Source organism: Geodermatophilus sp. URMC 60, from assembly GCF_053502585.1.
In genome coordinates this window covers 3,568,640-3,591,347 of sequence record NZ_CP199958.1, presented here as the reverse complement: position 1 = coordinate 3,591,347, position 22,708 = coordinate 3,568,640, and the positions used below count along the sequence as shown (strand labels likewise).

Genomic DNA, 22,708 nt, shown 5'->3' with positions numbered 1-22,708 from the left:
TAGCCAGCGCCCTCACGGGCCGCCGCTCGTGACTAGCCTGGGCGCGTGGCGGCGAAGCGGGCTGAGCGGCTGGTGAACCTGGTCATCGCCCTGCTGGGCACCCGGCAGTACGTGACCGCGGCGAAGATCCGGGCGACCGTGCCCGGCTACGAGCCCGACGACGGCACCGCCCGCGCCGACGAGGCGTTCAAGCGCATGTTCGAGCGGGACAAGGCCGAGCTGCGCGAGATGGGCGTGCCCTTGGAGACCGGCCGCACCAGCGTCTTCGACACCGAGGACGGCTACCGCATCGCCCGCGCCGACTACGAGCTGCCCGAGATCACCCTCACCGGCGAGGAGGCTGCCGCGGTCGGCCTGGCGCTGCGGCTGTGGGAGTCCGCGCAGCTGGCCGGCGCCGCGCAGAGCGCGCTGGTCAAGCTCAAGGCCGCCGGGGTGGAGGTCGACACCTCCCGCGCGATCCCGCTGCGCCCCCGGCTGGACTCCGACGAGCCGGCCTTCGAGCCCTGCTACGCCGCGGCCCGCGACCGGCGGGTGCTGACCTTCGACTACCGCCGTCCCGACGAGGACACCCCCGCTCGCCGCCGCGTGCAGCCGTGGGGCGTCGTCGCCTGGCACGGCCGCTGGTACCTCGGCGGGCTGGACCTCGACCGGGAGGCCCCGCGCGTGTTCCGGCTCTCCCGCGTCGTGGGCCGGCCCGTGGCGTCCGGTCCCGCAGGGGCCTTCGAGCCGCCGGAGGACGTCGACCTGGCGGCGATGGTCGCCGGGCAGTTCCGGGGCGAGGAGCAGCTCGTGGTGGTGCGGGCCCGGCCCGGCACCGCGGTCGGCTTGCGCCGGCACGCCGTTCCGCTGGGCCCGGCCGAGGACGGGGACGACCGGCTGGAGCTGCGCACCACCGAGCCGATGCGGCTGGCCGGCGAGATCGCCTCCTACGGCGCCGACGTCGTCGTCGAGGCCCCGGCCGCGGTGCGGACGGCCGTCGTCGAGCGGCTCCGGCGGCTCGCGGCCATGGCGCCAGGGGGAATGACGCCAGGGGGAATGACGCCGGGGGGGTTGGTGCCGGGGGGAACGGCGCCGGAGGGAACGGCATGAGCGCGCCCACCACGACCGAGCGGATGACCCGGCTGCTCTCGCTGGTCCCGTACCTCACCGCCCGTCCCGAGGGGGTGCCGCTGGCCGAGGTCGCCCGCGACTTCGGCGTCCCCGAGCGGCAGCTGCGCCGGGACATGGAGCTGTTGTGGATGTGCGGCCTGCCCGGCTACGGGCCCGGCGACCTCATCGACCTGGCCTTCGAGGGCGACCGCGTGCGGGTCACCTTCACCGCGGGCATGGTCCGCCCGCTGCGGCTGACCACCGACGAGGCGGTCGCCCTGGTCGTCGCGCTGCGCACGCTCCTCGAGCTGCCCGGTCTGGCCGAGCGCGAGGCGGTCAGCCGGGCGCTGGCCAAGGTCTCGGCCGCCGCCGGGCACGCCTCCCAGCGGGGAACGCCGGTGGCGCTGTCGGTCGACGCCAAGGAGCAGGCGCTGGCCGTGGTCCGGGAGGGCCTGGAGCGCGGGCGGGCCCTGCACCTGCACTACTACGTGCCCACCCGCGACGAGCGGACCGAGCGCACCGTCGACCCGCTGCGGCTGCTGCTGGTCGACGGGCGCTGGTACCTGGAGGCCTGGTCGCGGGAGGTCGGCGGCGTCCGGCTGTTCCGGCTGGACCGGATCGACGACGTCCGGGTCCTCGACGAGCCGTCCGCGCCACCGCCGAACGTGCCCCTGCGCGACGTCGACAACGGGCTCTACCAGCCCGAGCCGGGCTCGCCGGTGGTGCGGCTGCGGCTGGCCCGGACCGCGCGCTGGGTGGCCGAGTACTACCCGGTCGAGGACGCGCGCGAGGTCGAGGACCCGCCCGGCGGTCTCGCGGTCGCCCTGCGCACCGCCGACATGGCGTGGGCGCGGCGGCTGGTGGCCTCCCTCGGCGGGGCCGCCACCGTCGACGAGCCGGCCGAGCTCGCCGCGGCGGTGACCGCCGACGCCCGGGCCGCGCTCACCCGGTATCCGGCCGACGGGCAGCTGCCGTCCACCTCCGGCGACTAGGGTCGGTCCGTGCTGCTGACCGTCGTGTGGATCGCCGTCGCCGTCCTGGCCGTCGTCGTGCTGGGTGCGCTGGCGTACGGGGTGCTCGGCGCCGCCGGCCGCCTGCGCCGGGAACTCGCCGCCCTCGAGCAGGACCTGCGGCCGCTGCGCACCGAGGCGCAGGCCGCCGCCGCCCGCGCGGCGCAGGTGCAGCGCCCGTCCTGACCGGGCCGCTCGCACCCCCCGTTTCGGGGGCGGCAGGACGCCTGCGGGCACGTAGCATCGACGACGCCACCCACCCACGGAGGACCACGATGCCCAACCTCGGACCGCTGGAGATCGGCCTGATCATCCTGGCCATCCTGCTGCTGTTCGGCTACAAGAAGCTGCCGGACGCCTCGCGTTCGCTGGGCCGCTCGCTGCGCATCTTCAAGGGCGAGATGAAGGGCATGAAGGACGACGACGTCCGCACCAAGGACGCCGCCAAGACCTCTCCGGTGCGCGGTGAGGTGCTGCCGCCGGCGACCGCCGCCGACCGGGAGCGCGATGCCCCCGATCGCAGCGCCCTCGATCGCAGCGCCCTCGAGGCCGAGGCGCGCGCGGCGGAGGCCCGGGCCGCCGAGCTGCGGGCCCGCGCCACCCAGGCCGGCCCGGCCGACAGCACCCGCTGACCCCATCTGCCGGCACCACCATGAGCGACAGCACCTCGGGGAAGGGGTCCCGCCGGTCCGGCCTGCGCCGGCGCCGCCCGCCACGGGACCCCGCGGCGACGATGACGCTGGTGGCGCACCTCACCGAGCTGCGCAACCGGATCGCCAAGGCGCTGCTCGCCCTGCTGGTCGCCACCGCGGTCGCCTTCTGGTGGTACGAGCACGGCCTCGGTGACTTCATCCGGGCGCCGTACTGCGGCCTGCCCGCGGAGCTGCGCTACGGCGGCACGGCCGACGGCGGCTGCGGGCTGCTGATCACCGACGTCTTCGGCGGCGTGTTCATCCGGCTGAAGGTCAGCCTGCTGGCCGGTGCCGTGCTGTCCGCGCCGATCTGGCTCTACCAGCTGTGGGCGTTCATCACCCCGGGGCTGAAGCGCAACGAGAAGCGCTACGGCGTCCTGTTCGTGCTGGTCTCCACGACGCTGTTCGCCCTGGGCGCGGTGCTGGCCTACGTGTCGCTGTCGGCGGGCCTGGAGCTGCTGCTCGGCCTGGCAGGCGAGGGCACGGTCATCGCGCTGACCGCTCCGGACTACATCGGCTTCATGCTCTCCCTGCTGGTGGCGTTCGGGGTGAGCTTCGAGGTCCCGCTGGTGGCGGTGGCGCTCAACCTGGTCGGCGTCCTGTCCTACGAGGTGCTGCGCGGGGCCCGGCGGTGGATCTTCTTCCTGACGATCGTCTTCGCCGCGTTCGTCACGCCGACGCAGGACCCGTTCACCATGCTGCTCATGGCCGGGCCGATGATCGTGCTCTTCGAGCTGGCCATCCAGATGGCCCGGTTCGTCGACCGGCGCCGGGCCAAGCGGGACGCCGTCGAGCACTTCCACGCCCTCGCCGACGACGAGGCCTCGCCGCTGGACGCCGCGCCGTCCGCACTCGACGCCGGCCCCACGCCGTACGACGACCTGCGCCGCGAGGACGACCCCGCGCCGCTGGACGGCCCGGCGCGCTCCCGCGGCTGAGAGGACCCCGTCCTCCCCACCCCTCGCCCGCTCGCGGCGGGCCCCAGCAGGGTGGCCGGTCGCGGCGTCGAGGTCGCCGTCCTGCTGAGCCCGGCGGCCGGCCGCGGTCGAGCCCGCACCGCCGCCGGTGCCGTGCTCGACGTGCTGCGCGCCGCCGGTCTGACCCCGCGGGTGCTGCCCGCCACCACCCGGACCGCCGCCGAGACCCAGGCCGCCGCGGCGGTCGCGGCCGGCACCCTGGCCGTCGTCGCGATCGGTGGGGACGGCGCCGCGCACGCCGGCCTGCAGGCGGTCGCCGGGACCGGCACCCCGCTGGCCGTCGTCCCCGCCGGCACCGGCAACGACCTGGCTCTCGCTCTCGACGTGCCGCCGGACCCGGTGGCGGCGGCGGAGGCGGCCGCGGCCGACCTGCACGCGGGGGAGGTCCGCGCCGTCGACGCCGGCCGCACCGGGAACCGGTGGTGGGCCACGGTGCTCTGCTGTGGCTTCGACTCCGCCGTCACCGACCGCGCCAACCGGCTGCGCTGGCCGCGCGGGCCGCGCCGCTACGACCTGGCCATCCTCGCCGAGCTGGCCCGGCTGCGGCCGCGGCAGCTGACCCTCGTGCTCGACGGCGAGCCGCGGACCCTGGCCGCCACGCTCGTCGCCGTCGGCAACACCCCCTGGTACGGCGGCGGCATGCGCGTCTGCCCGGCCGCCGATCCCACCGACGGCGCGTTCGACGTCACGGTCGTCGGGCCGGTGAGCCGCCGCGAGCTGGTGCGCACCCGCCCACGGCTGACCGCCGGCACGCACGTCGAGCACCCCGCGGTCACCGTGCACCGCGCCCGCCGGGTGGAGCTGGCGGGGGAGGGGCTGACCACCTACGCCGACGGGGAAGCGGTGGCGCCGCTGCCCGCCGCGAGCGTCTGCGTGCCGGGGGCGCTGTCGGTGGTGGGCGCCGGCCGCTGAGCCGGCCTCCTCACCTCGATGATCAGCCGAGCTGACCGTCCGGCGTCCTGGCTCACCACCGGTGGTGAGCCAGGACCCGCGACGGACCAGCCCAGCTGATCATCGCCGCTCCCTCGGCTCCTGAACCGTTATGCCCAACAACGACGGCATTGGGGTCGGCCGCGCCGAGTGGGGGAGAGACGCCTAACGTGGAGCCATGTCCAGCCCCGCTGAGCGGTACGCGGCTGCCCGCCGGCGCGGTGCCCACCCCGCGCTGGCCGACTTCACCGCGGAGCTCGGCTTCTCCCTCGACCCCTTCCAGGTGCAGGCGTGCGAGGCCCTCGACGAGGGTGCCGGCGTGCTGGTCTGCGCGCCGACCGGCGCGGGCAAGACGGTCGTGGGGGAGTTCGCCGTCCACAAGGCGCTGGCCGAAGGCCGCAAGGCCTTCTACACGACGCCGATCAAGGCGCTGTCGAACCAGAAGTACAACGACCTGGTCGACCGCTACGGCGAGGCGAAGGTCGGCCTGCTCACCGGGGACAACGCCATCAACGGCGACGCGCCCGTGGTCGTGATGACCACCGAGGTGCTGCGCAACATGCTCTACGCGGAGTCCCCGGCGATCGACGGCCTGGGCTACGTCGTCATGGACGAGGTGCACTACCTCGCCGACCGCTTCCGCGGCGCGGTGTGGGAGGAGGTGATCATCCACCTCCCGCAGTCGGTGACCCTGGTGTCCCTGTCGGCGACGGTGAGCAACGCCGAGGAGTTCGCCGACTGGCTGGTCACCGTCCGCGGTCACACCACGGTCGTGGTCAGCGAGGTGCGGCCCATCCCGCTGTGGCAGCACATGCTGGTCGGCAACCGGGTGTTCGACCTGTTCAGCCTGCGCCCGGCGGCGCACGCCGCCGAGCAGGGCGACGACCCGCGCGGCCAGTCCACGCGCGAGCGCGGCGCCAGCGTCGTCGACCCCGAACTGGTCCGCTACGTGCGGGAGTACGAGCGGCGGATCGACACCTGGGGCGGCGGCAACGGCGGCTCTCGCCGGGAGCGGGACTGGCACCGCCCCCGGTACAGGCCGCCGGCGCGGCCCGACGTCATCGAGCGGCTGGACCGCTCCGGCCTGCTGCCGGCCATCACCTTCGTGTTCAGCCGCAACGGCTGCGACGCCGCGGTCGACCAGTGCCTGCGCTCCGGGCTGCGGCTCACCGACGAGCACGAGCGCAACGAGATCGCCGCGATCATCGACGAGCGCACCGGGTCGCTGCCGGAGGAGGACCTGCACGTCCTCGGCTTCTGGGAGTGGCGCGAGGGGCTGCTGGCGGGGCTCGCCGCGCACCACGCCGGCCTGGTCCCGGCGTTCAAGGAGACCGTCGAGGAGTGCTTCGTCCGCGGCCTGGTCAAGGCCGTGTTCGCCACCGAGACCCTCGCCCTGGGCATCAACATGCCGGCGCGCACCGTCGTCCTCGAGCGGCTGGTCAAGTGGAACGGCGAGGCGCACGTCGACGTGACGCCGGGGGAGTACACCCAGCTCACCGGCCGGGCCGGCCGCCGCGGCATCGACGTGGAGGGGCACGCCGTCGTCGTCTGGGCCCCGGGCATGGACCCCTCGGTCGTCGCCGGGCTGGCCAGCACCCGCACCTATCCGCTCAGGTCCAGCTTCCGGCCCAGCTACAACATGGCCGTCAACCTGGTCGGCTCCTTCGGGCGGGCCCAGGCCCGCGAGCTGCTGGCCTCCTCGTTCGCCCAGTTCCAGGCCGACCGGTCGGTCGTGGGGCTGGCCCGCGCCGCGGCCCGCCACGAACGGGACGCGGAGCGCTGGGCCGCAGAGATGCACTCCGAGGGCGGCGACGTCGCCGGGTACACGCGGCTGCGCCAGGAGATCGCGGACCGGGAGAAGGAGCTCTCCCGCGACTCGGCGGCCAAGCGCCGGATGGAGGCCTCCGACGCCCTGGCGGCGCTGCGGCCCGGGGACGTCATCCGGGTGCCGTCGGGACGGCGGCAGGGGCTGGCCGTCGTCCTCGACCCCGGGGTGACCGACCTGGCCGAGCCGCGCCCGCTGGTGCTCACCGAGGACAAGTGGGCCGGGCGCCTGGGCGCCGTCGACTTCCCGACGCCGGTGACCGCGCTGGCCCGGGTGCGGGTGCCGAAGAACTTCAACCACCGCAGCCCGCACGCCCGCCGGGACATGGCGGCCACGCTGCGCAGTGCCCGCGTGGAGAACGACCTGGGCGCGCGGCGGGTCAAGCAGCGCTCCGCGGCTGCCGACGACCCGGTGCTGCACGACCTGCGACGGGCGCTGCGGGCCCACCCGGTGCACGCCCTGCCCGACCGCGAGGAGCGCGTCCGGGCGGCCGAGCGCTGGCTGCGGGCCACCCGGGAGGCGGAGGCCACCCACCGGCGGATGGCCGAGCGCACCGGCTCCCTGACCCGCCAGTTCGACCGCACGTGCGACGTCCTCGAGGAGCTGGGCTACCTGGTCCCCGATCCGGCGGCCCCGCCGGTGACCGACGGGGAGGACCCGGTGGACCACGAGGTCGCCGACGTCGCCCCGGTGGTCACCGACGACGGCCGGCGGCTGGCGCGCATCTGGTCCGAGGCCGACCTGCTCGTCGCCGAGTGCCTGCGCTCGGGCGTGTGGCGCGGCCTCAACGCGGCCGAGCTGGCGGCCGCGGTCTCGACGTTGGTGTTCGAGGCCCGCCGCGAGATGCCCGGCCAGCCCGCGGTCCCGGCCGGCAAGGTGGCCGCGGCGATCGCGGAGATGCGCCGCATCCGCTCCCGGTTGCAGGACGTCGAGCTCGACCACGGCGTCCCGGCGACCCGCGACCTGGACCTCGGGTTCGCCTGGGCGGCGTACCGCTGGGCCGACGGGCAGAGCCTCGACCGCGTCCTGGCCGGCGCCGAGCAGGCCGGCACGGAGCTCTCCGGCGGGGACTTCGTGCGCTGGGCACGCCAGCTGCTCGACCTGCTCGACCAGCTGGCCAAGGTCGCCGACGGCCCCCTCGCCACGACGGCCCGGACGGCGGTGGAGCGGGTGCGGCGCGGCGTGGTGGCCGTCGCGGTCGGCGGCTGACCTCCTCTCCGTGGCACGATCTGTCGACGATGACCAACCCCCCGCAGGGCGGCCCGCCGCCGGGTGAGCCCGGCCCGCAGCCGCAGCAGCCGTGGCCCCCGCAGCCGTGGCCCCCGCAGCCGTGGCCCCCGCAGCCGTGGCCCCCGCAGGCGGGGGGCCCGCAGGGTGCGCCCCAGCAGCCGTGGCCGCAGCAGCCCGGGGCGCAGCAGCCCGGGGCGCAGCAGCCCGGGGCGCAGCAGCCCGGGGCCTGGGGTCCGCCGCCGCCCGGCCCGTACGGCGGCCCGCCGCCGCAGGGCCCGCCGCCGTACGGATCGCCGGAGCCGCAGTACGGGCAGCCCTGGGGCGGGCAGCCGGCGGCCGGGCAGCCGCCCTACTGGACGGGTCAGCCGCAGTACGGGCAACCGCAGTACGGACAGCCGTGGGGGCAGTCGCCGTACGCGCCGCCGACGCCGCAGCGCCGGTCGCGGAAGGCGCTGGTGGCGGGCATCGTCGTCCCGGCGGTCCTGCTGCTGATCGCCGTCGTGCTCGCCCGGGTCTTCGCCGACACCGTCCTCGACACCGGGCGGGTCGAGGAGGACGTCGCCGCGCAGTTCGAGGAGATCGAAGGCGTGGCGATCGACCTGTCCTGCGACGACGAGATGCAGGTGGAGCAGGGCGCGGACTACGAGTGCACCGGCACCACGGCCGACGGTGAGGAGGTCACCCTCCGCATCGTCATCACCGACGAGACCGACGCCTCCTACACCTGGGAAGAGGTCTGAGCACTCAGCTGAGCGCGTCCTCCGGCCAGCCCAGCGCCGCACCGAGCCGGCGCAGCGAGGACTCGATGCCGTGCGTGGCGGCCAGTACCGCCAGCGCGTCGGGGTCGGCCGGACGGCGGGGGAGCGTCCCCTCCACCGCCGGGAGGTCGATGTCGCGGGCGACGGCCACGACCACCGGGGCGGCGTCGAGGTAATCGGCGCCGGCGTGCAGCTTCTTGAGGACCGCGGCGGTGAGCGGCGGCTTCGGGACGACGGTGCGCGCGGCGGCCTCCCGGATGCCGGCCAGGTCGCCGAACTCGGTGATCAGCGCCGCCGCGGTCTTCGCGCCGATGCCGGCCACCCCGGGCAGTCCGTCGCTGGGATCGCCGCGGAGCACGGCGAAGTCGGCGTAGGCCCGGCCCGGGATGCCGTACTTCGCGGTCACCGCCGCCTCGTCGACCAGCTCGAGGTCGGTGATGCCGCGGGCGGTGTACAGGACGCGCACGCCGCGCCCGTCGTCCACCAGCTGGAACAGGTCGCGGTCGCCGGTGACGACGTCGACCGGGCCGCGCGCGCGGGTGGCCAGCGTGCCGATGACGTCGTCGGCCTCGTAGCCGGGCGCGCCGACCCGCGCCAGCCCCGCCGCGGCGAGCACCTCCACCAGCACGGGCACCTGCGGGCCGAGCTCGTCGGGGGTCTCCTCGCCGCCGTCGGGGGAGAGCCGGTGCGCCTTGTAGGAGGGCAGCGCCTCGACGCGGAAGGCCGGCCGCCAGTCGTCGTCCCAGCAGGCGACCAGGCGGTCGGGGGCGTGCGCGGTGACCAGCCGGGCGGTCATGTCGAGGAAGCCGCGGACGGCGTTGACCGGGCGCCCGTCGGGCGAGGTGACGCTGGTCGGCACCCCGTAGAACGCCCGGAAGTAGAGGCTGGCGGCGTCGAGCAGCATCGTCGTCACGACTCGGGACGGTAACGGCCGGGGGTGACCGTCGTATCCGCTGGTTAGGCTGCGATTCGTGTCCTCTCCGTCCGCCGCTCCGAAGGCCGTCGCGCCGCTGGTGACCCTCGACCGCGTGCTCGCCGCGCGGGAGGTCGCCGCGGGTACCGGGGTCGACCTGCTCGTCGTCACCCCGGGCTCGGACCTGCGCTACCTTTCCGGCTACGACGCCCACGCGATGGAGCGGCTGACCGCGCTGGCGGTGCCGCGGCGCGGCGAGCCGTTCCTGGTCGTCCCCCGGCTGGAAGCGCCCATGGTCGAGGCCAGCCCGGCCGGCGCCCTGGACCTGCAGGTGCTGGCCTGGGACGAGACCGACGACCCGTTCGCGCTGCTGGCGCGCACCGCCACCGCCCGGCTGGGCACCGCGCCGGCGCGGGTGGCCGTGGGCGAGCGCACCTGGGCGCTGCACGCGCTCGGCGTCGTGGGCGCGCTGTCCGGGGCGGCGCTGGAGCTGGCGAGCCCGGTCGTCGACCGGCTGCGGATGGTGAAGACGCCGGCCGAGGTCGCCGAGCTCGCCGCGGCCGGCGCCGCCATCGACCGGGTGCACGCCCGGATGGGGGAGTGGCTGCGGGTCGGGCGCACCGAGGCGGAGGTGGGCGCCGACATCGCCGCGGCCATCCTCACCGAGGGGCACGTCTCGGTGGACTTCACCATCGTCGGCTCCGGGCCCAACGGCGCCAGCCCGCACCACGAGCTCTCCGACCGGGTGGTGGAGGACGGCGACGTGGTCGTGGTCGACATCGGCGGCGAGACGGCCACCGGCTACCGGTCGGACTGCACCCGCACCTACGCCGTCGGGCGCGCACCGGGCGCCGACGTCGCCGAGTGGTACGCCGTCCTGCAGGAGGCGCAGCGCGCCTCGACCGCCGCCGTCCGGCCCGGGGTCACCGCCGAGGCCGTGGACGCCGCCGCCCGCGACGTCATCGCCGCCGCCGGGTGGGGCGAGTACTTCATCCACCGCACCGGGCACGGGATCGGCCTGGACACCCACGAGGCGCCCTACATCGTCGCCGGCAACGACCTGCCGCTGGAGCCGGGGATGGCGTTCTCCGTCGAGCCGGGCATCTACCTGCCCGGCCGCTGCGGCGCCCGCATCGAGGACATCGTCGTCTGCACCGACGACGGCGTCACCGCGCTCAACGAGGGCCCGCGTGAGCTCGTCGTCCTCCCCGGCTGACCACGGCGGCGGGCCGATCACCTCCGGCGACGTCGACCGCGCGCTGCTCGCCGCACTGGCCCGGGACGGGCGCACCAGCTACACCGAGCTGGCCGAGAAGGTAGGCCTGTCGGTGTCGGCGGTGCACCAGCGCGTGCGCCGGCTGGAGCAGCGGGGTCTGATCACCGGTTACCACGCCAAGCTCGACGCCGGACGGCTCGGGCTGGGGCTGACGGCGTTCGTCGCGATCACCCCGAGCGACGCCGCATCGCCCGACGAGGCGCCGTCCCTGCTCGCGCACCTGCGCGAGATCGAGGCCTGCCACTCGGTGGCGGGGGCGGAGAGCTACCTGCTCAAGGTGCGGACGTCGTCCCCCGACGCGCTGGAGACGCTGCTGCGGACGATCCGGCAGACCGCCAACGTCACCACGCGGACGACGGTGGTGCTCTCCACGTTCTACGAGGACCGCCCACCGCTGTAGCCGGGCACGCCGGCTGGACACGTCATCGAACGTGTGTTCGGATGGCCGGCATGCGGTGGGACGCCCAGCGGCTGGACGCCGAGGACCCGGCGACCCTGCCCGGGATGCCGACGATGCGCGGTCTGCTGCGCAGCGTCCAGGCGCCGGAGTTCCCCGGGCTGACCTTCCACGAGGTGCGCAGCAAGAGCGCGCTCAACGAGGTCCCCGGCGACTCGGCGATGCCGTTCCGCTGGACCGTCAACCCCTACCGGGGCTGCTCCCACTCGTGTGTGTACTGCTATGCCCGGAGCTCGCACCAGTGGCTGGAGCTGGACACCGGCCGGGACTTCGACAGCCAGGTCGTCGTGAAGACCAACCTGGTCGACGTCCTGCGCCGCGAGCTCGCCCGGCCCTCCTGGCGGCGCGAGCACGTCGCGCTGGGCACCAACACCGACCCCTACCAGCGGGCCGAGGGGCGCTACCGGCTGATGCCCGGGGTGATCAGCGCGCTGGCCGGCTCCGGGACGCCGTTCTCCGTCCTGACGAAAGGCACGCTGCTGCGGCGGGACCTGCCGCTGCTGGCGGCCGCCGCCCACGACGTCCCGATCGGGCTGGGCGTCTCGATGGCGGTCTGGGACGACGAGCTGCACGCCTCGCTCGAGCCCGGCGTACCCAGCCCGCGTGCCCGCCTGGAGCTGGTGCGGGCGGTCACCGACGCCGGGCTGACGTGCGGGGTGTTCCTCGCGCCGGTGCTGCCCGGCCTCACCGACCGGCTGGCCGACCTCGACACCGCGCTGCGGGCCGTGGCGGAGGCAGGGGCCACCGGCGTCACCGTCGTCCCCCTGCACCTGCGCCCCGGCGCCCGCGAGTGGTTCGCCGCCTGGCTGGCCCGCGAGCACCCGCAGCTGGTGCCGCGCTACCGGCAGCTCTACCGGCGCGGCGCGGTCGTCGCGCCGGAGTACCGCAGCTGGCTGGCCGGGCGGGTGGCTCCGCTGCTGACCCGGTACGGCCTGGACCGGCAGGCCGGGGGAGCTGCCCGCGGGGTGGACGGCGGCAGCGCGCCGGCCGGCATCCCCGGGGACGAGGACGGCCGGTTCCCGGAGGGCAGCCTGCCGGCGACCCGCTCGGGTGACCGGGTGATGCGGGCCCGCGCCGCCGCCGAGCCGGCCGGCGAGCAGCTCGCGCTCCTCTGACGTCATCCCCTCTCCGACGCACCACCCATCGGCTGACCATGAACCGTTATCCCCAACTATGGCACCACAAAACTCACACCAGAAGGACGACAACGACCGGGGGAGGAGGACCCCTGGACGGCGCTCAGGAGCGGCGCCCCTCGGCCTCCCGTGCCGCTCGTGCCGCGCTGCGCTTGGCGCGCACCGCACCCCGCGGGGCGACCGGCTCGGCGCCCGCAGCGAGGGCCAGCCGGCGGTAGGAGTCGTAGGAGAGGGTCAGGTACTGCACGGCCAGCGCCTCGGCCCAGTCGCGTCGCGACGGCGGAGCGGTCATGCGCAGGTGCTGAGCGGTCCGGACGGCGTGCTTGGCGAAGGTCACCTGCAGCGCCTGGGTCGACAGCTGGGCGCCCACGGCCGAGGCGAGGCCCGGCCCGCGGCGCAGCGCCGGGAGCACCCAGGGGCTGTCGGCCAGCGCGGGGAACCGGGCCCGGCAGGACTCCCAGGCGTGCCACGCGGTGAGTGCGCCGGGGACCGACCACTCGCCGTCCTCGGTGCGGACGATCACCCGCCGCGCCGTCGGGTGCACCTGGTCGCGGCGCAGCGAGCGGAACTGGCCGACGGTCCCGGGCCAGCCCAGCGCCAGCGCGCACCACGCCACGGTGCGCAGGTGCTCGGGGTCCTCGCTCCTGATCTGCGAGAGTGGCCGCAGCTCCAGGGTCTGCGGGTCGGGCTCCGGCGTCCGCACCATCGGCAGCGCGATCCCGCCGTACCGGGCCACCTTGCTGTAGAGGGCGACGGTGGCCGGCTTCCAGTCGCGCGCCGCGGCGATCGGGTCCAGGCCCTCCTCGACGAGGGAGTCCGGCCCCATGCCGACCTCGAGCGCGGCGTCGACGAGCCGGCGCCACTGGGCCTCGTAGCCCGGTGGGACGGGCAGGCGCCGCCAGGCCCGCTCGGGGGGCGGGGCCGGCATCGCCGGGAGCGGCGGTTCCCAACGGTCGGTCATGGGACCACTGTACCGTTATCCCCAACAAACAACTGCACATTCGTGGTCGGTCGTGCGAACGACCACGGCGCCTCCGGCGCCGGAGCAGCGACGCCCAACCCCTCCCGCGACCGTTCGCCGCGCGCCACCACCGCAGGCTGGCGATGCTGTCGGCGTGCGGACGGTCGGTGTCGAGGAGGAACTGCTGGTCGTCGACCCCTCCGGGCGGCCGGTGCCGCTCGGACCGGCCGCCCTGGAGGTGGCGGCCCGCCGCGGCGAGGGGGAGACGGTCGACGAGCACGACCGTGCCGAACGAGAGGACGGCGACACCCGCGGGACCGACGACCCGGCCGCCCGGCTGGTGCCCGAGCTCAAGGCTCAGCAGCTGGAGTTCGGCACGCGCGTCTGCACCGGCCTCGACGCCGTCGCCGCCGACCTTCGGCACTGGCGCGAGCGGGCGGATGCCGCGGCCCGCGGTGTCGGTGCCCGAGTGGCCGCGCTGGCCAGCTCTCCGGTGGACGTCGAGCCGCAGTCCACACCGGGCGAGCGGTACGCGCAGATGGTCGACACCTTCGGTCTGACCGCGGCCGAGCAGCTGACCTGCGGCTGCCACGTGCACGTCGCCGTGCAGGACGACGAGGAGGGCGTCGCCGTCCTCAACCGCATCCGCGTGTGGTTGCCCGTGCTGACCGCCCTGACCGCCAACTCGCCGTTCTGGCTGGGCCGGGACAGCGGGCACGCCAGCTACCGCGCCCAGGCGTGGAACCGCTGGCCGTCGTCCGGACCCAACGAGCTCTTCGCCGACGCCGCCGCCTACCACCGGCTGGTGCGGGAGCTGCTCGAGACCGAGACCATCGTCGACACCGGGATGGTCTACTTCGACGCGCGGCTGTCCGAGCGCTGGCCCACGGTCGAGGTGCGCGTCGCCGACGTCGCGCTGCGCGCCGAGGACGCCGTCACGCTGGCCGGCCTGGTGCGCGCGCTGGTCGACACCGCCGCGGGGCAGTGGCGCGCGCGGCTGCCCGCGCCCGCCGTCCGCAGCGAGGTGGTGCGGATGGCCGCCTGGCGGGCCAGCCGCTCCGGCCTGACCGGGGACCTGGTGCACCCCGCCACCGGCCGCCCCGCGGCGGCCGCGGAGGTCGTGACCGCGCTGCTCGAGCACGTGCGCCCCGCCCTCGCCGCGGCCGGGGACGAGCAGCGCGTCACCGACGGGGTCGCTGCGGTCCTCGACCGGGGCACCGGGGCCGACCTGCAGCGTCGCGTCTTCGCCGAGACCGGCGACCTGACCGCCGTGGTGCGCGCGGCCGTCGAGGCGACGCACGCCTGACCCCACGACGCGCGAGACGGTTATCGTCCCGCCATGCACACCGCCAGCTGGCGCGACGTCGTCCGCCGGGACCTCTTCGGCACCCGCCCGGACCGGCGCGACCGCCCCTACCGGTTCGTCATCCGGCTGGCGCTGGTGGTCTTCCGGCTGCTGCGCTTCCGCTTCGACGTCCGCGGCGCCGAGCACGTGCCGACGTCGGGCGGCGCGGTGATCTGCAGCAACCACGTCAGCTATCTCGACTTCACCTTCCTCGGCCTGGCGGCGCTGCCGCAGCACCGGATGGTGCGCTTCATGGCCAAGGCCTCGGTGTTCGCCAACCGCTTCTCGGGGCCGTTCATGCGGGCGATGCACCACATCCCGGTCGACCGGAAGGCCGGCGCGGCCGCGTTCGACCTCGCCGTCCGGGCGCTGAAGGACGGCGAGGTGGTCGGCGTCTTCCCCGAGGCGACGATCAGCAGCAGCTTCCGGCTCAAGGAGCTCAAGGGCGGCGCGGCGCGCATGGCGATCGACGCCGCCGTCCCGGTGGTCCCCGCGGCGGTGTGGGGCGGCCAGCGACTGTTCACCAAGCACCACCCGATCGAGCTGAAGCGCGGCGTGGCGATCACCGTCGTCCTCGGCGAGCCGATCCGTCCGGAGCCGGGGGAGAAGCCCCGTGAGCTGCTGCAGCGCATCCGTACGGCGATGGAGGCGCTGGTCGACGAGGCCCAGCGGACCTATCCCCAGTCGCCGGCCGGGCCCGACGACCTGTGGTGGCAGCCGGCGTACCTGGGCGGCACCGCGCCGACCCTGGAGGAGGCCGTGCGTCTCGACCACAGCGACGTCCGGGGTACCCGCCCGAGGGGCAACCCCCTCGCGCGGGCGCGGAAGCTGCTGCGTCGACGGTCCCGCTGAGTCGCCGCCAGCCCGCGCAGAGGATCGCCGCGGCCCCGGTCCGGGCCCGCGCCGAGCGTGCGAGGCGAGGGGGAGGGGTGGTCCTCTCTCAGTCGACGACGACCGGCGCCACGAGCCGGAAGGCGTCGAGCTCGACGTCGTACCAGCGGCGCATCCGGCCCAGCGGGGTCATCCCCAGCCGGGTGCAGACCGCCACCGACGCGGTGTTGCCGGGCCGGACGACGGCGTAGACCTCCGGCAGGCCCGCCCCGAAACCCCGGTCGATCACCGCGCGCGCGGCCTCGGTGGCGTAGCCGCGGCCCCAGCTGTCGGGGTGCAGGTGCCAGCCGACCTCCACCTCGCCCACGCCGTGGGGCAGGGGCTTGAGCAGGACCGTGCCGGCCACCGTCCCGGAGCCGACGAGCTCGACGGCCCAGACGCCGAAGCGGTCGTCGGCCGCCGCCACCGCGCGCCACCGGGCCACCAGCTCGACCGGCGGGACCGACGGTGTGCCACCCAGCCAGCGGGTGACCTCGTCGCGGCCGTAGAGGTCCACCAGGCGGGCCAGGTCGTCGCGGCGGGTGGTCCAGGGGCGCAGCCGCAACCGGGCGGTGCACAGGTTCCCGCCGTCGGCCGTCACGCCGTCCTGCCTACCGCCGGGGACGGGCCGCGGCCACCGGACGCCGACCCCCCGGGGCGAGCGAGCGGAGGCGCCGTGGTGTCCTTCCCCGGGCGCGGACGGCGCCCGTGCGACGGGGAGGACCGACCGTGACCGAACGCCTGCTGGTCACCGACGTGACGATCGGCGACCGCGCCGGCCGGGCGGTGCTGGTGGATGCCGGCCGGATCGCCTGGGCGGGGGACGCGGCCGACGCGCCGGGCGGCGCCCGGCTGGTCGCGGGGGAGGGGGCGCTGCTCACGCCGGCGTTCGTCGACGCCCACGTCCACGCCACGGCGACCGGTCTGGCGCTCACCGGCCTCGACCTCCACTCGAGCTCGAGCCTCGGGGACGCCGTCGCGTCGCTCCGGGCGCACGTCGAGGTCGCTGCCGCCGGCGTCCTGCTCGGCACCGGCTGGGACGAGACGGGCTGGCCGGAGGGGCGCGGGCTGACCCGGTCCGACGTCGACGCCGTCGTCGGCGACCGGCCGGCCTACCTGGCGCGGGTCGACGTCCACTCGGCCACCGTCTCCACCGCGCTGCTGGACCGGATCCCGGGCATCGCCGACCTGCCCGGCTTCTCCGCGGACGGGCAGCTGCGCCTCGACGCGCACCACGCCGCCCGACAGGCGGCCTACGGCGCGGTGGACGCCTTCCAGCGCGCCGCCGCGCAGCGCACCACCCGCGCGGCCGCGGCTGCCCTGGGCATCGGCAGCCTGCACGAGATGGCCGGTCCCGAGGTGTCGGGAGCCGAGGACCTGGCCGGCCTGCTGGCGATCACCGCCGCCGAGCCCGGGCCGCGCGTCCTGGGCTACTGGGGCGAGCTGGCCGAGCGCGGCGGGCTGGAGGTGGTGCGCGAACTGGGGCTGGCCGGTGCCGGCGGCGACCTGTTCTGCGACGGCGCCCTCGGCTCGCACACCGCCGCGCTGAGCCGTCCCTACAGCGACCGACCCGAGACCGCCGGGCACCTGCGCTTCCCGACGACCTCCGTCGTCGACCACGTCCGCGCCTGCACCCGCGCCGGCGTGCAGGCCGGCTTCCACGTCATCGGGGACGCCGCCGTCGACCAGGTGCTCGGCGCGGTCGGCGCGGTCGTCGACGAGCTGGGCCGGGCGGCGGTGCGGGCCTGCCGGCACCGCCTGGAGCACGTCGAGATGGTGTCCCCGGCGGCGGTCGAGCGGCTGCGCGACTGGAGGATGGTCGCCAGCGTGCAGCCGGCCTTCGACGCGGCCTGGGGCGGGGACGCCGGGATGTACGCCGAGCGCCTCGGGGTGGACCGGGCGCTGGACACCAACCCGTTCGCCGACCTCGCGGACGCCGGCGTCGCGCTGGCCCTGGGCAGCGACGCCCCGGTCACCCCGCTCGACCCCTGGGGCGGGGTGCACGCGGCGGTCGACCACCGCACGCCCGGGTCGGGGCTGCGGCCCTCCGACGCCTTCGACGCGGCCACGCACGGCGGCTGGCACGCCGTCCGCGCGGCACACCCCCAGGGGCCGCTGGCCGTCGGCGCGCCGGCCGACCTCGCGCTGTGGGCGACGACGGAGCCCCTGTCGGCGGTCCTCGCCGGACGGGCCCGGCCCGCCTGCCGCCTGCTGCTGGTGGACGGCGCCCCGGTCGAGGCCGCCGCGTAGGGCACGAACGGGTCACGGTCCGCCACACGGTCCACGCAGGCGGCGGACGGCAGCGACCCGCTCCTTACAGTGCCTGCAGTTCCACCCCCGGGCACCGGGTACGGGCCCACCACCAGCGACCGGCCGGACGGCCCCGGGGTGCGACGTCCCGGCCGCGGCCGCCGTCGGCGCCGTCCGGGGCCCGGCACGGACGGATGACCCGGAACTGGGCATCTGCGGGTCCCCGGCGGGATGGGATGCTGGATCGCGGACCGCCGGCGACGACGTCGGTGGCCGCGACCCCGTCCGACCGGCTCGGGGGGAGGCAGGCGGCCGGGGGGTACCGGCCGCACGAGTGCAGGGGAGGCGCGGGTGCCGTCAGCGACGTCGTCCGGCACCCTCGAGCGGCCGGCCCGGTCCTCGGGCCCGGCACCCGCGAGCGCGTCCCGGTGGCGCCTGCCGTGGCGCACGCTGCTGGCGGTCGTCGCCGGGGTCCTGCTGCTGCTCGCCTTCCCCGGCTCCTCGCTGCCGCTGCTGGCGCCGCTGGGCCCGGCCGCCCTGGCGCTGGCCGTGCACGGGCAGCGTGCGCGCTCCGGAGCCTGGCTGGGTCTGGTGGCCGGCCTGACGTTCTTCGTGCCGCTGCTGTCGTGGAGCGGCATCTTCGTCGGCGCCCTGCCGTGGCTGGCCCTCGCCGCCTCGCAGGCCGCCTCCCTCGCCCTGCTCGGCGCGGCGACGGCCGCCACGTCGCGGCTGCCGCTGTGGCCGCTGTGGGTGGCGGCCCTCTGGGTGGGCCAGGAGGCGCTGCGCGGCCGGTTCCCCTTCGGCGGGTTCCCCTGGGGCCGGCTGGGCCTGAGCCAGACCGAGGGCCCGTTCCTGGCGTTCGCCGCCTACGGCGGGGTGCCCCTGGTCGGCTTCGCGATCGCGCTCACCGGCACGCTGCTGGCCGCCGCCGTCCTGTCCCTGCACCGGGGAGGACGGCGCGCCGCGGCGCTCACCGCGGTCGGCGCGCTGGCCGTGCCGGCGCTGGGCGGGCTGGCCTGGCTGCCCCTGCCCGGCGCCTCGCTGACCGCGGGCGGGCCGACCCGGACGGTCGCGGTCGTCCAGGGTGACGTCCCGCAGCCGGGCCTGGAGTTCAACGAGCGACGCCGGGCGGTGCTGGACAACCACGTCGAGCAGACGATCGGCCTCGCCGAGGCGGTCGCGGCCGGGGAGCGGCCGCAGCCGGACCTCGTCGTCTGGCCGGAGAACAGCTCCGACATCGACCCGTACCGCAACCCCGACGCGGCCCGGCAGATCGGTCGCGCCGCGGAGGCGATCGGCGCGCCGGTCCTGGTCGGGGCGGTCGTCAGCGGCCCCGGGGAGTTCATCAGCAACACGGCGATCGTGTGGGAGCCGGGGACGGGGCCCGGCGACACCTACGTCAAGCGCCACCCGGTCCCGTTCGCCGAGTACATCCCCTCCCGGGAGTTCTTCCGGTTGTTCAGCGACAAGGTCGACCTGGTGCGCCGGGACTTCGCCGCCGGGGACGAAGTGGGCCTGCTGGAGATGGGCGGCGCACGGATCGCCGACGTCATCTGCTTCGAGGTCGTCTACGACGGGCTGGTGCACGACGCCGTCTCCGCCGGTGCCGGGATGATCGTCGTCCAGACGAACAACGCCACCTTCGGCTACAGCGCCGAGAGCGAGCAGCAGGTCGCGGCGGCCCGGGTGCGGGCCGTCGAGTTCGGCCGCTCGGTCGCCCTGGCCTCCACCAGCGGGATCTCGGCGGTCATCGCCCCCGACGGCTCGCTGGCCGCCTCCTCGGGGTTGTTCGAGCCGGCCGTGTTCGTCGAGGAGATCGCGCAACGCGACTCCACCACCCCGGCCGAACGGCTCGGGGCCGGGCCGGAGGGGCTGCTGAGTGCGCTGGGTGCCGGGGCGCTGCTCGCGGTGGCCGTGCCCGCGCTGCGCCGTCGCCGGGTCCGCGGGGGAGCGGCGTGAGCGCGGGGCGGCTGCTGGTCGTCGTCCCCACCTACGACGAGGTGCAGAACCTCGAGCCGATCCTCGAGCGGCTGCACGCCAGCCTCCCCGACGCGCACGCCCTCGTGGTGGACGACGGCTCCCCGGACGGCACCGGGGAACTAGCCGAGAAGCTGGCGGCCCTCGACCCGCGGGTGCACGTGCTGCGGCGGACCACCAAGTCCGGCCTGGGTCCGGCCTACGTGGCCGGCTTCCGCTGGGGCCGCGCCCGCGGCTACGACGTCCTCGTGGAGATGGACGCCGACGGCTCGCACCACCCCGAGCAGCTGCCCCGCCTGCTGGCGGCGCTCGACGACGCCGATCTGGTGCTGGGCTCGCGCTACGTGCCCGGCGGCCGGGTGGAGGACTGGCCGGTGCACCGGCTGCTGCTCTCCCGCGCGGGCAACCTGTGGACCCGCTGGTCGCTGCGGCTGCCCCTGGCCGACGCCACCGGCGGTTTCCGGGCGGTGCGCGGCGCGCTGGTCGACCGGCTGCCGTTCGACGACGTCGCCAGCCAGGGGTACTGCTTCCAGGTCGACTGGGCGTGGCGGGCGGTCCGGGGCGGCGCCCGCGTGGTCGAGGTGCCGATCACCTTCACCGAGCGCACCTTCGGCAGGAGCAAGATGAGCCGCTCGATCGTTCAAGAGGCGTTGGTACGGGTCACCTGGTGGGGCCTGCAGGACCGGCTGGCCGATCGGCTGCCGGGCCGGGTCCGCCACCCCGTGCCGGGACGAGCCCGCGACGGCAGGCGGTCGACCGGGGTCCGGTAGGCGGACCCGGGACCACCGGCGCGTGTGGGCAGAAGGAGAGCCGTGGGACACCGCGTGCGCGTGCTGGCCGGTCTGTGGGCGTTGGCCGAGGTCGTCGTCCTGGTCCTGGTCGCGTCGTGGATCGGCGTGGGGTGGACCGTGCTGGCCGCACTGGCCACCACCGCCCTGGGGTGGGTGCTGCTGGCCCGGCAGGGCACGAGGGCGCTGGTCGAGCTGCGGGAGCGGGCCCGTGGGGGCCGGGCGCCGGGACGGGCCCTGGGGGACGCCGGGCTGATCGCCGTCGGCGGCGTGCTGATGGTCCTGCCCGGTTTCCTGGGGGACGTCGTCGGGCTGCTGTGCCTGCTGCCGCCGACGCGCTTCCTCGTCCGCGGGCTGCTGGGCCGCGCGGTGGCCTCCCGCCTGCCGGTGCAGCTGCGGGGTCCGGTGCGGGTGCGCAGTGCCCGGGCCGAGGGGCCGGTGCACCCGGGCGCCCCGTTCGGCTCGGGCGCCCACGCGTCGCGGTTCGGGCGGCCGCTGGTCATCGAGGGCGAGGTCGTGCGGAACGCGCCGGTCGACGACGAGCGCCGCTGAGGCACCGCCGCCCCTCGGCTCCGCCGCCCCGGGGCCTACCCGCCCACCTGCCCCACCCGCTGTTGATCATGGGGTCGTGGCCGGCCTGCACGGCGTGTCGGCGCGTGTCACCGGCACCAACCCCATGATCAATCGCTGAGGGCGGCTCCACCGGTCGAGGCGACGCCCGCGCACACCGGCCGGAGACGCGGAACGGCCCCGGTGGGGAATCCCACCGGGGCCGTCGCGTGCCGTCGTGCGGCTGGGTCAGCTGGCGCGCGTCCGCCGTCCGCGGAGCACCTCGAGGCGCTCGGCCAGGACCTCCTCGAGGTCCTCCACCGAGCGGCGCTCCAGGAGCATGTCCCAGTGGGTCCGCGGCGGCTTGACCTTCTTGGGCGCGGGCTCGGTGCCACCGACGAGCTTGGCGGCCGAACCGTCGAACTTGCACTCCCAGGTGTCGGGGAGCTCCGCGTCGTCCGCGAAGGGCACGGTGAACAGGTGGCCCGACGGGCACCGGTACTCCGCGTACTGACGCTCGATCGGTGCGGTGTTCCGCTCGGTCTCGTAGCTCACGCTGCCCAGTCGGCTGCCCCGCAGGGAACGCTCGCCCATGGCACACCGTCCTCTCGTGCTGGTGGTGTCGGTCCGGACTCACCGTCGCAGCAGGGGTCTACCCACTGGCGGCGGGATCAAGAGGACCAACGACAGAGTTCGCGGAGAGATTCCGCGGAATCGGTCCCGAATCATCGCATGGAGTGGTAATGCGGCGCTCGACCACCCCCTTCCGAGGGAACGAGGGCCCTGTGCCGAGCACCTCGGGGCCGTGAGCACCCGGGGGAGTGGGGCGTCCAGGCCGCGCGGTTCGACGACGAGCGCCACCTCCTGCTCGGCCGCCGTTGACGCTCCGGGACGTCAGCGCAGCGCCAGCTGTCCCGGGCCGGCCGCCGTCGGCCCCAGCTGGCCCAGCACGTGGTGGCGCCGGCAGAGCACCTGGTAGTGCACGTCGGCGTCCCGCTCGTCGGGTGCCGGCGTGGGCGCGGTGTCGGCCACGACGACGGTCTCGCCCTCGCGGACCATCTCGCCGTCCACTACCCGCGCGTTGAGCAGCCCCGGCAGCCCGCACCAGCAGAGCACCTCGACCTGGATGCGCTGGACGTCGTCGGCGACCTCGAGCAGCCGCTGGGTGCCCGGGAACAGCCGCGCGCGGAAATCCGTGGTGAGCCCGAAGGCGTAGACGTCGACGTGCGACTCGTCGACGAGCTCGGCGAGCTGGTCGACCTGCTCCGGGGCGAGGAACTGCGCCTCGTCGACGATCAGGTAGTCCACCCGGTGCCCGGCGGCCCAGTGGTCGCGCACCAGCAGCCGCAGGTCGGTGCCGGCCGCCACCTCGAGCGCCTCGCGGCACAGCCCCACCCTCGAGCTGATCTGCGGCTGCGCGGAGCGGTCGCCCTGGGTCAGCAGCAAGCCCCGCCGTCCCTGCCGGCTCTGGTTGTGGTCGACCTGCAGGGCCAGCGTGGACTTCCCGCAGTCCATCGGGCCGTGGAAGAAGCGCAGGTGGGCCGGCGCCGGGTGGCGACGGCGGTCGCCGGAGGCCGGGACGACGGACAGCAGCGGTGCGCCGTCCGTGTCGGTCCGGGGTGTCACAGGATCTCCTCGCCGGCGCTCGTCGGTCCTGCGCGACGGGGTGCTCTGC

22 protein-coding genes are annotated in these 22,708 nt (G+C 75.9%); 17 read left to right on the top strand and 5 right to left on the bottom strand.

Translation table 11 applies throughout. The features are described from left to right. The first annotated feature begins 45 nt into the window (after positions 1–45). From ACWIX3_RS17060 to ACWIX3_RS17025, 8 genes are all read left to right on the top strand, one after another. A complete protein-coding gene (locus tag ACWIX3_RS17060; protein WP_448608531.1) occupies positions 46–1,089 on the top strand; it encodes a helix-turn-helix transcriptional regulator in 1,044 nt (347 codons plus the stop codon). Further along, positions 1,086–2,081 carry a helix-turn-helix transcriptional regulator gene (locus tag ACWIX3_RS17055; protein ID WP_448608530.1) on the top strand — a complete coding sequence of 332 codons (996 nt, stop codon included), beginning with the start codon at positions 1,086–1,088 and terminating at the stop codon, positions 2,079–2,081. Before ACWIX3_RS17060 ends, ACWIX3_RS17055 begins: the two co-directional genes overlap by 4 nt. Positions 2,082–2,090: 9 nt before the next feature. Beyond that, positions 2,091–2,285, top strand: a complete 195-nt coding sequence (locus tag ACWIX3_RS17050; protein WP_448608529.1) for a hypothetical protein — start codon at positions 2,091–2,093, stop codon at positions 2,283–2,285. An 89-nt stretch (positions 2,286–2,374) separates the two neighbouring features. Then, positions 2,375–2,731, top strand: coding sequence for a Sec-independent protein translocase subunit TatA (gene tatA / locus ACWIX3_RS17045; protein ID WP_448608528.1), 357 nt, complete (start codon positions 2,375–2,377; stop codon positions 2,729–2,731). A 20-nt stretch (positions 2,732–2,751) separates the two neighbouring features. Then, positions 2,752–3,729, top strand: a complete 978-nt coding sequence (gene tatC, locus ACWIX3_RS17040; protein ID WP_448608527.1) for a twin-arginine translocase subunit TatC — start codon at positions 2,752–2,754, stop codon at positions 3,727–3,729. A gap of 51 nt (positions 3,730–3,780) precedes the next feature. After that, positions 3,781–4,680, top strand: coding sequence for a diacylglycerol kinase family protein (locus tag ACWIX3_RS17035; RefSeq protein WP_448608526.1), 900 nt, complete (start codon positions 3,781–3,783; stop codon positions 4,678–4,680). Between the two features lie 196 nt (positions 4,681–4,876). Beyond that, complete coding sequence (locus ACWIX3_RS17030) at positions 4,877–7,732, top strand: DEAD/DEAH box helicase (RefSeq protein ID WP_448608525.1); 2,856 nt, start codon at positions 4,877–4,879, stop codon at positions 7,730–7,732. Positions 7,733–7,761: 29 nt separating this feature from the next. Continuing rightward, positions 7,762–8,493 carry a DUF4333 domain-containing protein gene (locus ACWIX3_RS17025; RefSeq protein WP_448608524.1) on the top strand — a complete coding sequence of 244 codons (732 nt, stop codon included), beginning with the start codon at positions 7,762–7,764 and terminating at the stop codon, positions 8,491–8,493. A 4-nt stretch (positions 8,494–8,497) separates the two neighbouring features. On the opposite strand, the gene ACWIX3_RS17020 is transcribed toward ACWIX3_RS17025, so the two are convergent. Then, positions 8,498–9,415 carry a 5'-3' exonuclease gene (locus ACWIX3_RS17020; RefSeq protein ID WP_448612483.1) on the bottom strand — a complete coding sequence of 306 codons (918 nt, stop codon included), beginning with the start codon at positions 9,413–9,415 and terminating at the stop codon, positions 8,498–8,500. 67 nt (positions 9,416–9,482) lie between these two features. Here ACWIX3_RS17020 and ACWIX3_RS17015 point away from each other — a divergent pair, with 67 nt between their 5' ends. The 3 genes from ACWIX3_RS17015 to ACWIX3_RS17005 are packed head-to-tail and all read left to right on the top strand — an operon-like array spanning position 9,483 to position 12,272. Then, positions 9,483–10,640: a M24 family metallopeptidase gene (locus ACWIX3_RS17015; protein WP_448608523.1), complete on the top strand. Its 1,158-nt coding sequence runs from the start codon at positions 9,483–9,485 to the stop codon at positions 10,638–10,640. Then, a complete protein-coding gene (locus ACWIX3_RS17010) occupies positions 10,615–11,100 on the top strand; it encodes an Lrp/AsnC family transcriptional regulator (RefSeq protein ID WP_448608522.1) in 486 nt (161 codons plus the stop codon). Before ACWIX3_RS17015 ends, ACWIX3_RS17010 begins: the two co-directional genes overlap by 26 nt. A 41-nt stretch (positions 11,101–11,141) precedes the next feature. Beyond that, positions 11,142–12,272, top strand: coding sequence for an Rv2578c family radical SAM protein (locus ACWIX3_RS17005; protein WP_448608521.1), 1,131 nt, complete (start codon positions 11,142–11,144; stop codon positions 12,270–12,272). A gap of 124 nt (positions 12,273–12,396) precedes the next feature. On the opposite strand, the gene ACWIX3_RS17000 is transcribed toward ACWIX3_RS17005, so the two are convergent. Then, a complete protein-coding gene (locus tag ACWIX3_RS17000; RefSeq protein WP_448608520.1) occupies positions 12,397–13,254 on the bottom strand; it encodes a hypothetical protein in 858 nt (285 codons plus the stop codon). Positions 13,255–13,408: 154 nt separating this feature from the next. Here ACWIX3_RS17000 and ACWIX3_RS16995 point away from each other — a divergent pair, with 154 nt between their 5' ends. Both ACWIX3_RS16995 and ACWIX3_RS16990 read left to right on the top strand, forming a co-directional pair. Beyond that, on the top strand, positions 13,409–14,560 hold the full coding sequence (locus tag ACWIX3_RS16995) for a glutamate--cysteine ligase (protein WP_448608519.1): 1,152 nt from the start codon (positions 13,409–13,411) through the stop codon (positions 14,558–14,560). Positions 14,561–14,593: 33 nt separating this feature from the next. Further along, on the top strand, positions 14,594–15,451 hold the full coding sequence (locus ACWIX3_RS16990; protein ID WP_448608518.1) for a lysophospholipid acyltransferase family protein: 858 nt from the start codon (positions 14,594–14,596) through the stop codon (positions 15,449–15,451). Between the two features lie 88 nt (positions 15,452–15,539). Here the strand turns inward: ACWIX3_RS16990 and ACWIX3_RS16985 are convergent, their stop codons facing one another. Then, positions 15,540–16,070, bottom strand: a complete 531-nt coding sequence (locus ACWIX3_RS16985; protein ID WP_448608517.1) for a GNAT family N-acetyltransferase — start codon at positions 16,068–16,070, stop codon at positions 15,540–15,542. A gap of 128 nt (positions 16,071–16,198) precedes the next feature. Between ACWIX3_RS16985 and ACWIX3_RS16980 the strand changes: the two genes are divergently transcribed. From ACWIX3_RS16980 to ACWIX3_RS16965, 4 genes are all read left to right on the top strand, one after another. After that, positions 16,199–17,719 (top strand): amidohydrolase, encoded by a 1,521-nt coding sequence (locus tag ACWIX3_RS16980; RefSeq protein ID WP_448608516.1) that lies wholly within the window; start codon positions 16,199–16,201, stop codon positions 17,717–17,719. A 351-nt stretch (positions 17,720–18,070) separates the two neighbouring features. After that, a complete protein-coding gene (lnt, locus tag ACWIX3_RS16975; RefSeq protein WP_448608515.1) occupies positions 18,071–19,678 on the top strand; it encodes an apolipoprotein N-acyltransferase in 1,608 nt (535 codons plus the stop codon). Further along, positions 19,675–20,466, top strand: a complete 792-nt coding sequence (locus ACWIX3_RS16970; RefSeq protein WP_448608514.1) for a polyprenol monophosphomannose synthase — start codon at positions 19,675–19,677, stop codon at positions 20,464–20,466. The genes lnt and ACWIX3_RS16970 overlap by 4 nt, the downstream gene beginning before the upstream one ends. Positions 20,467–20,508: 42 nt before the next feature. Next, complete coding sequence (locus ACWIX3_RS16965; RefSeq protein ID WP_448608513.1) at positions 20,509–21,036, top strand: FxsA family protein; 528 nt, start codon at positions 20,509–20,511, stop codon at positions 21,034–21,036. 246 nt (positions 21,037–21,282) lie between these two features. Here ACWIX3_RS16965 and ACWIX3_RS16960 read toward each other — a convergent pair whose 3' ends face one another. Continuing rightward, the gene (locus tag ACWIX3_RS16960; RefSeq protein ID WP_089304327.1) at positions 21,283–21,627 is read right to left on the bottom strand and encodes an RNA polymerase-binding protein RbpA; all 345 of its coding nucleotides are present in this window, start codon (positions 21,625–21,627) and stop codon (positions 21,283–21,285) included. A gap of 300 nt (positions 21,628–21,927) precedes the next feature. Further along, positions 21,928–22,659, bottom strand: coding sequence for a thymidine kinase (locus ACWIX3_RS16955; RefSeq protein WP_448608512.1), 732 nt, complete (start codon positions 22,657–22,659; stop codon positions 21,928–21,930). Positions 22,660–22,708 lie beyond the last annotated feature (49 nt).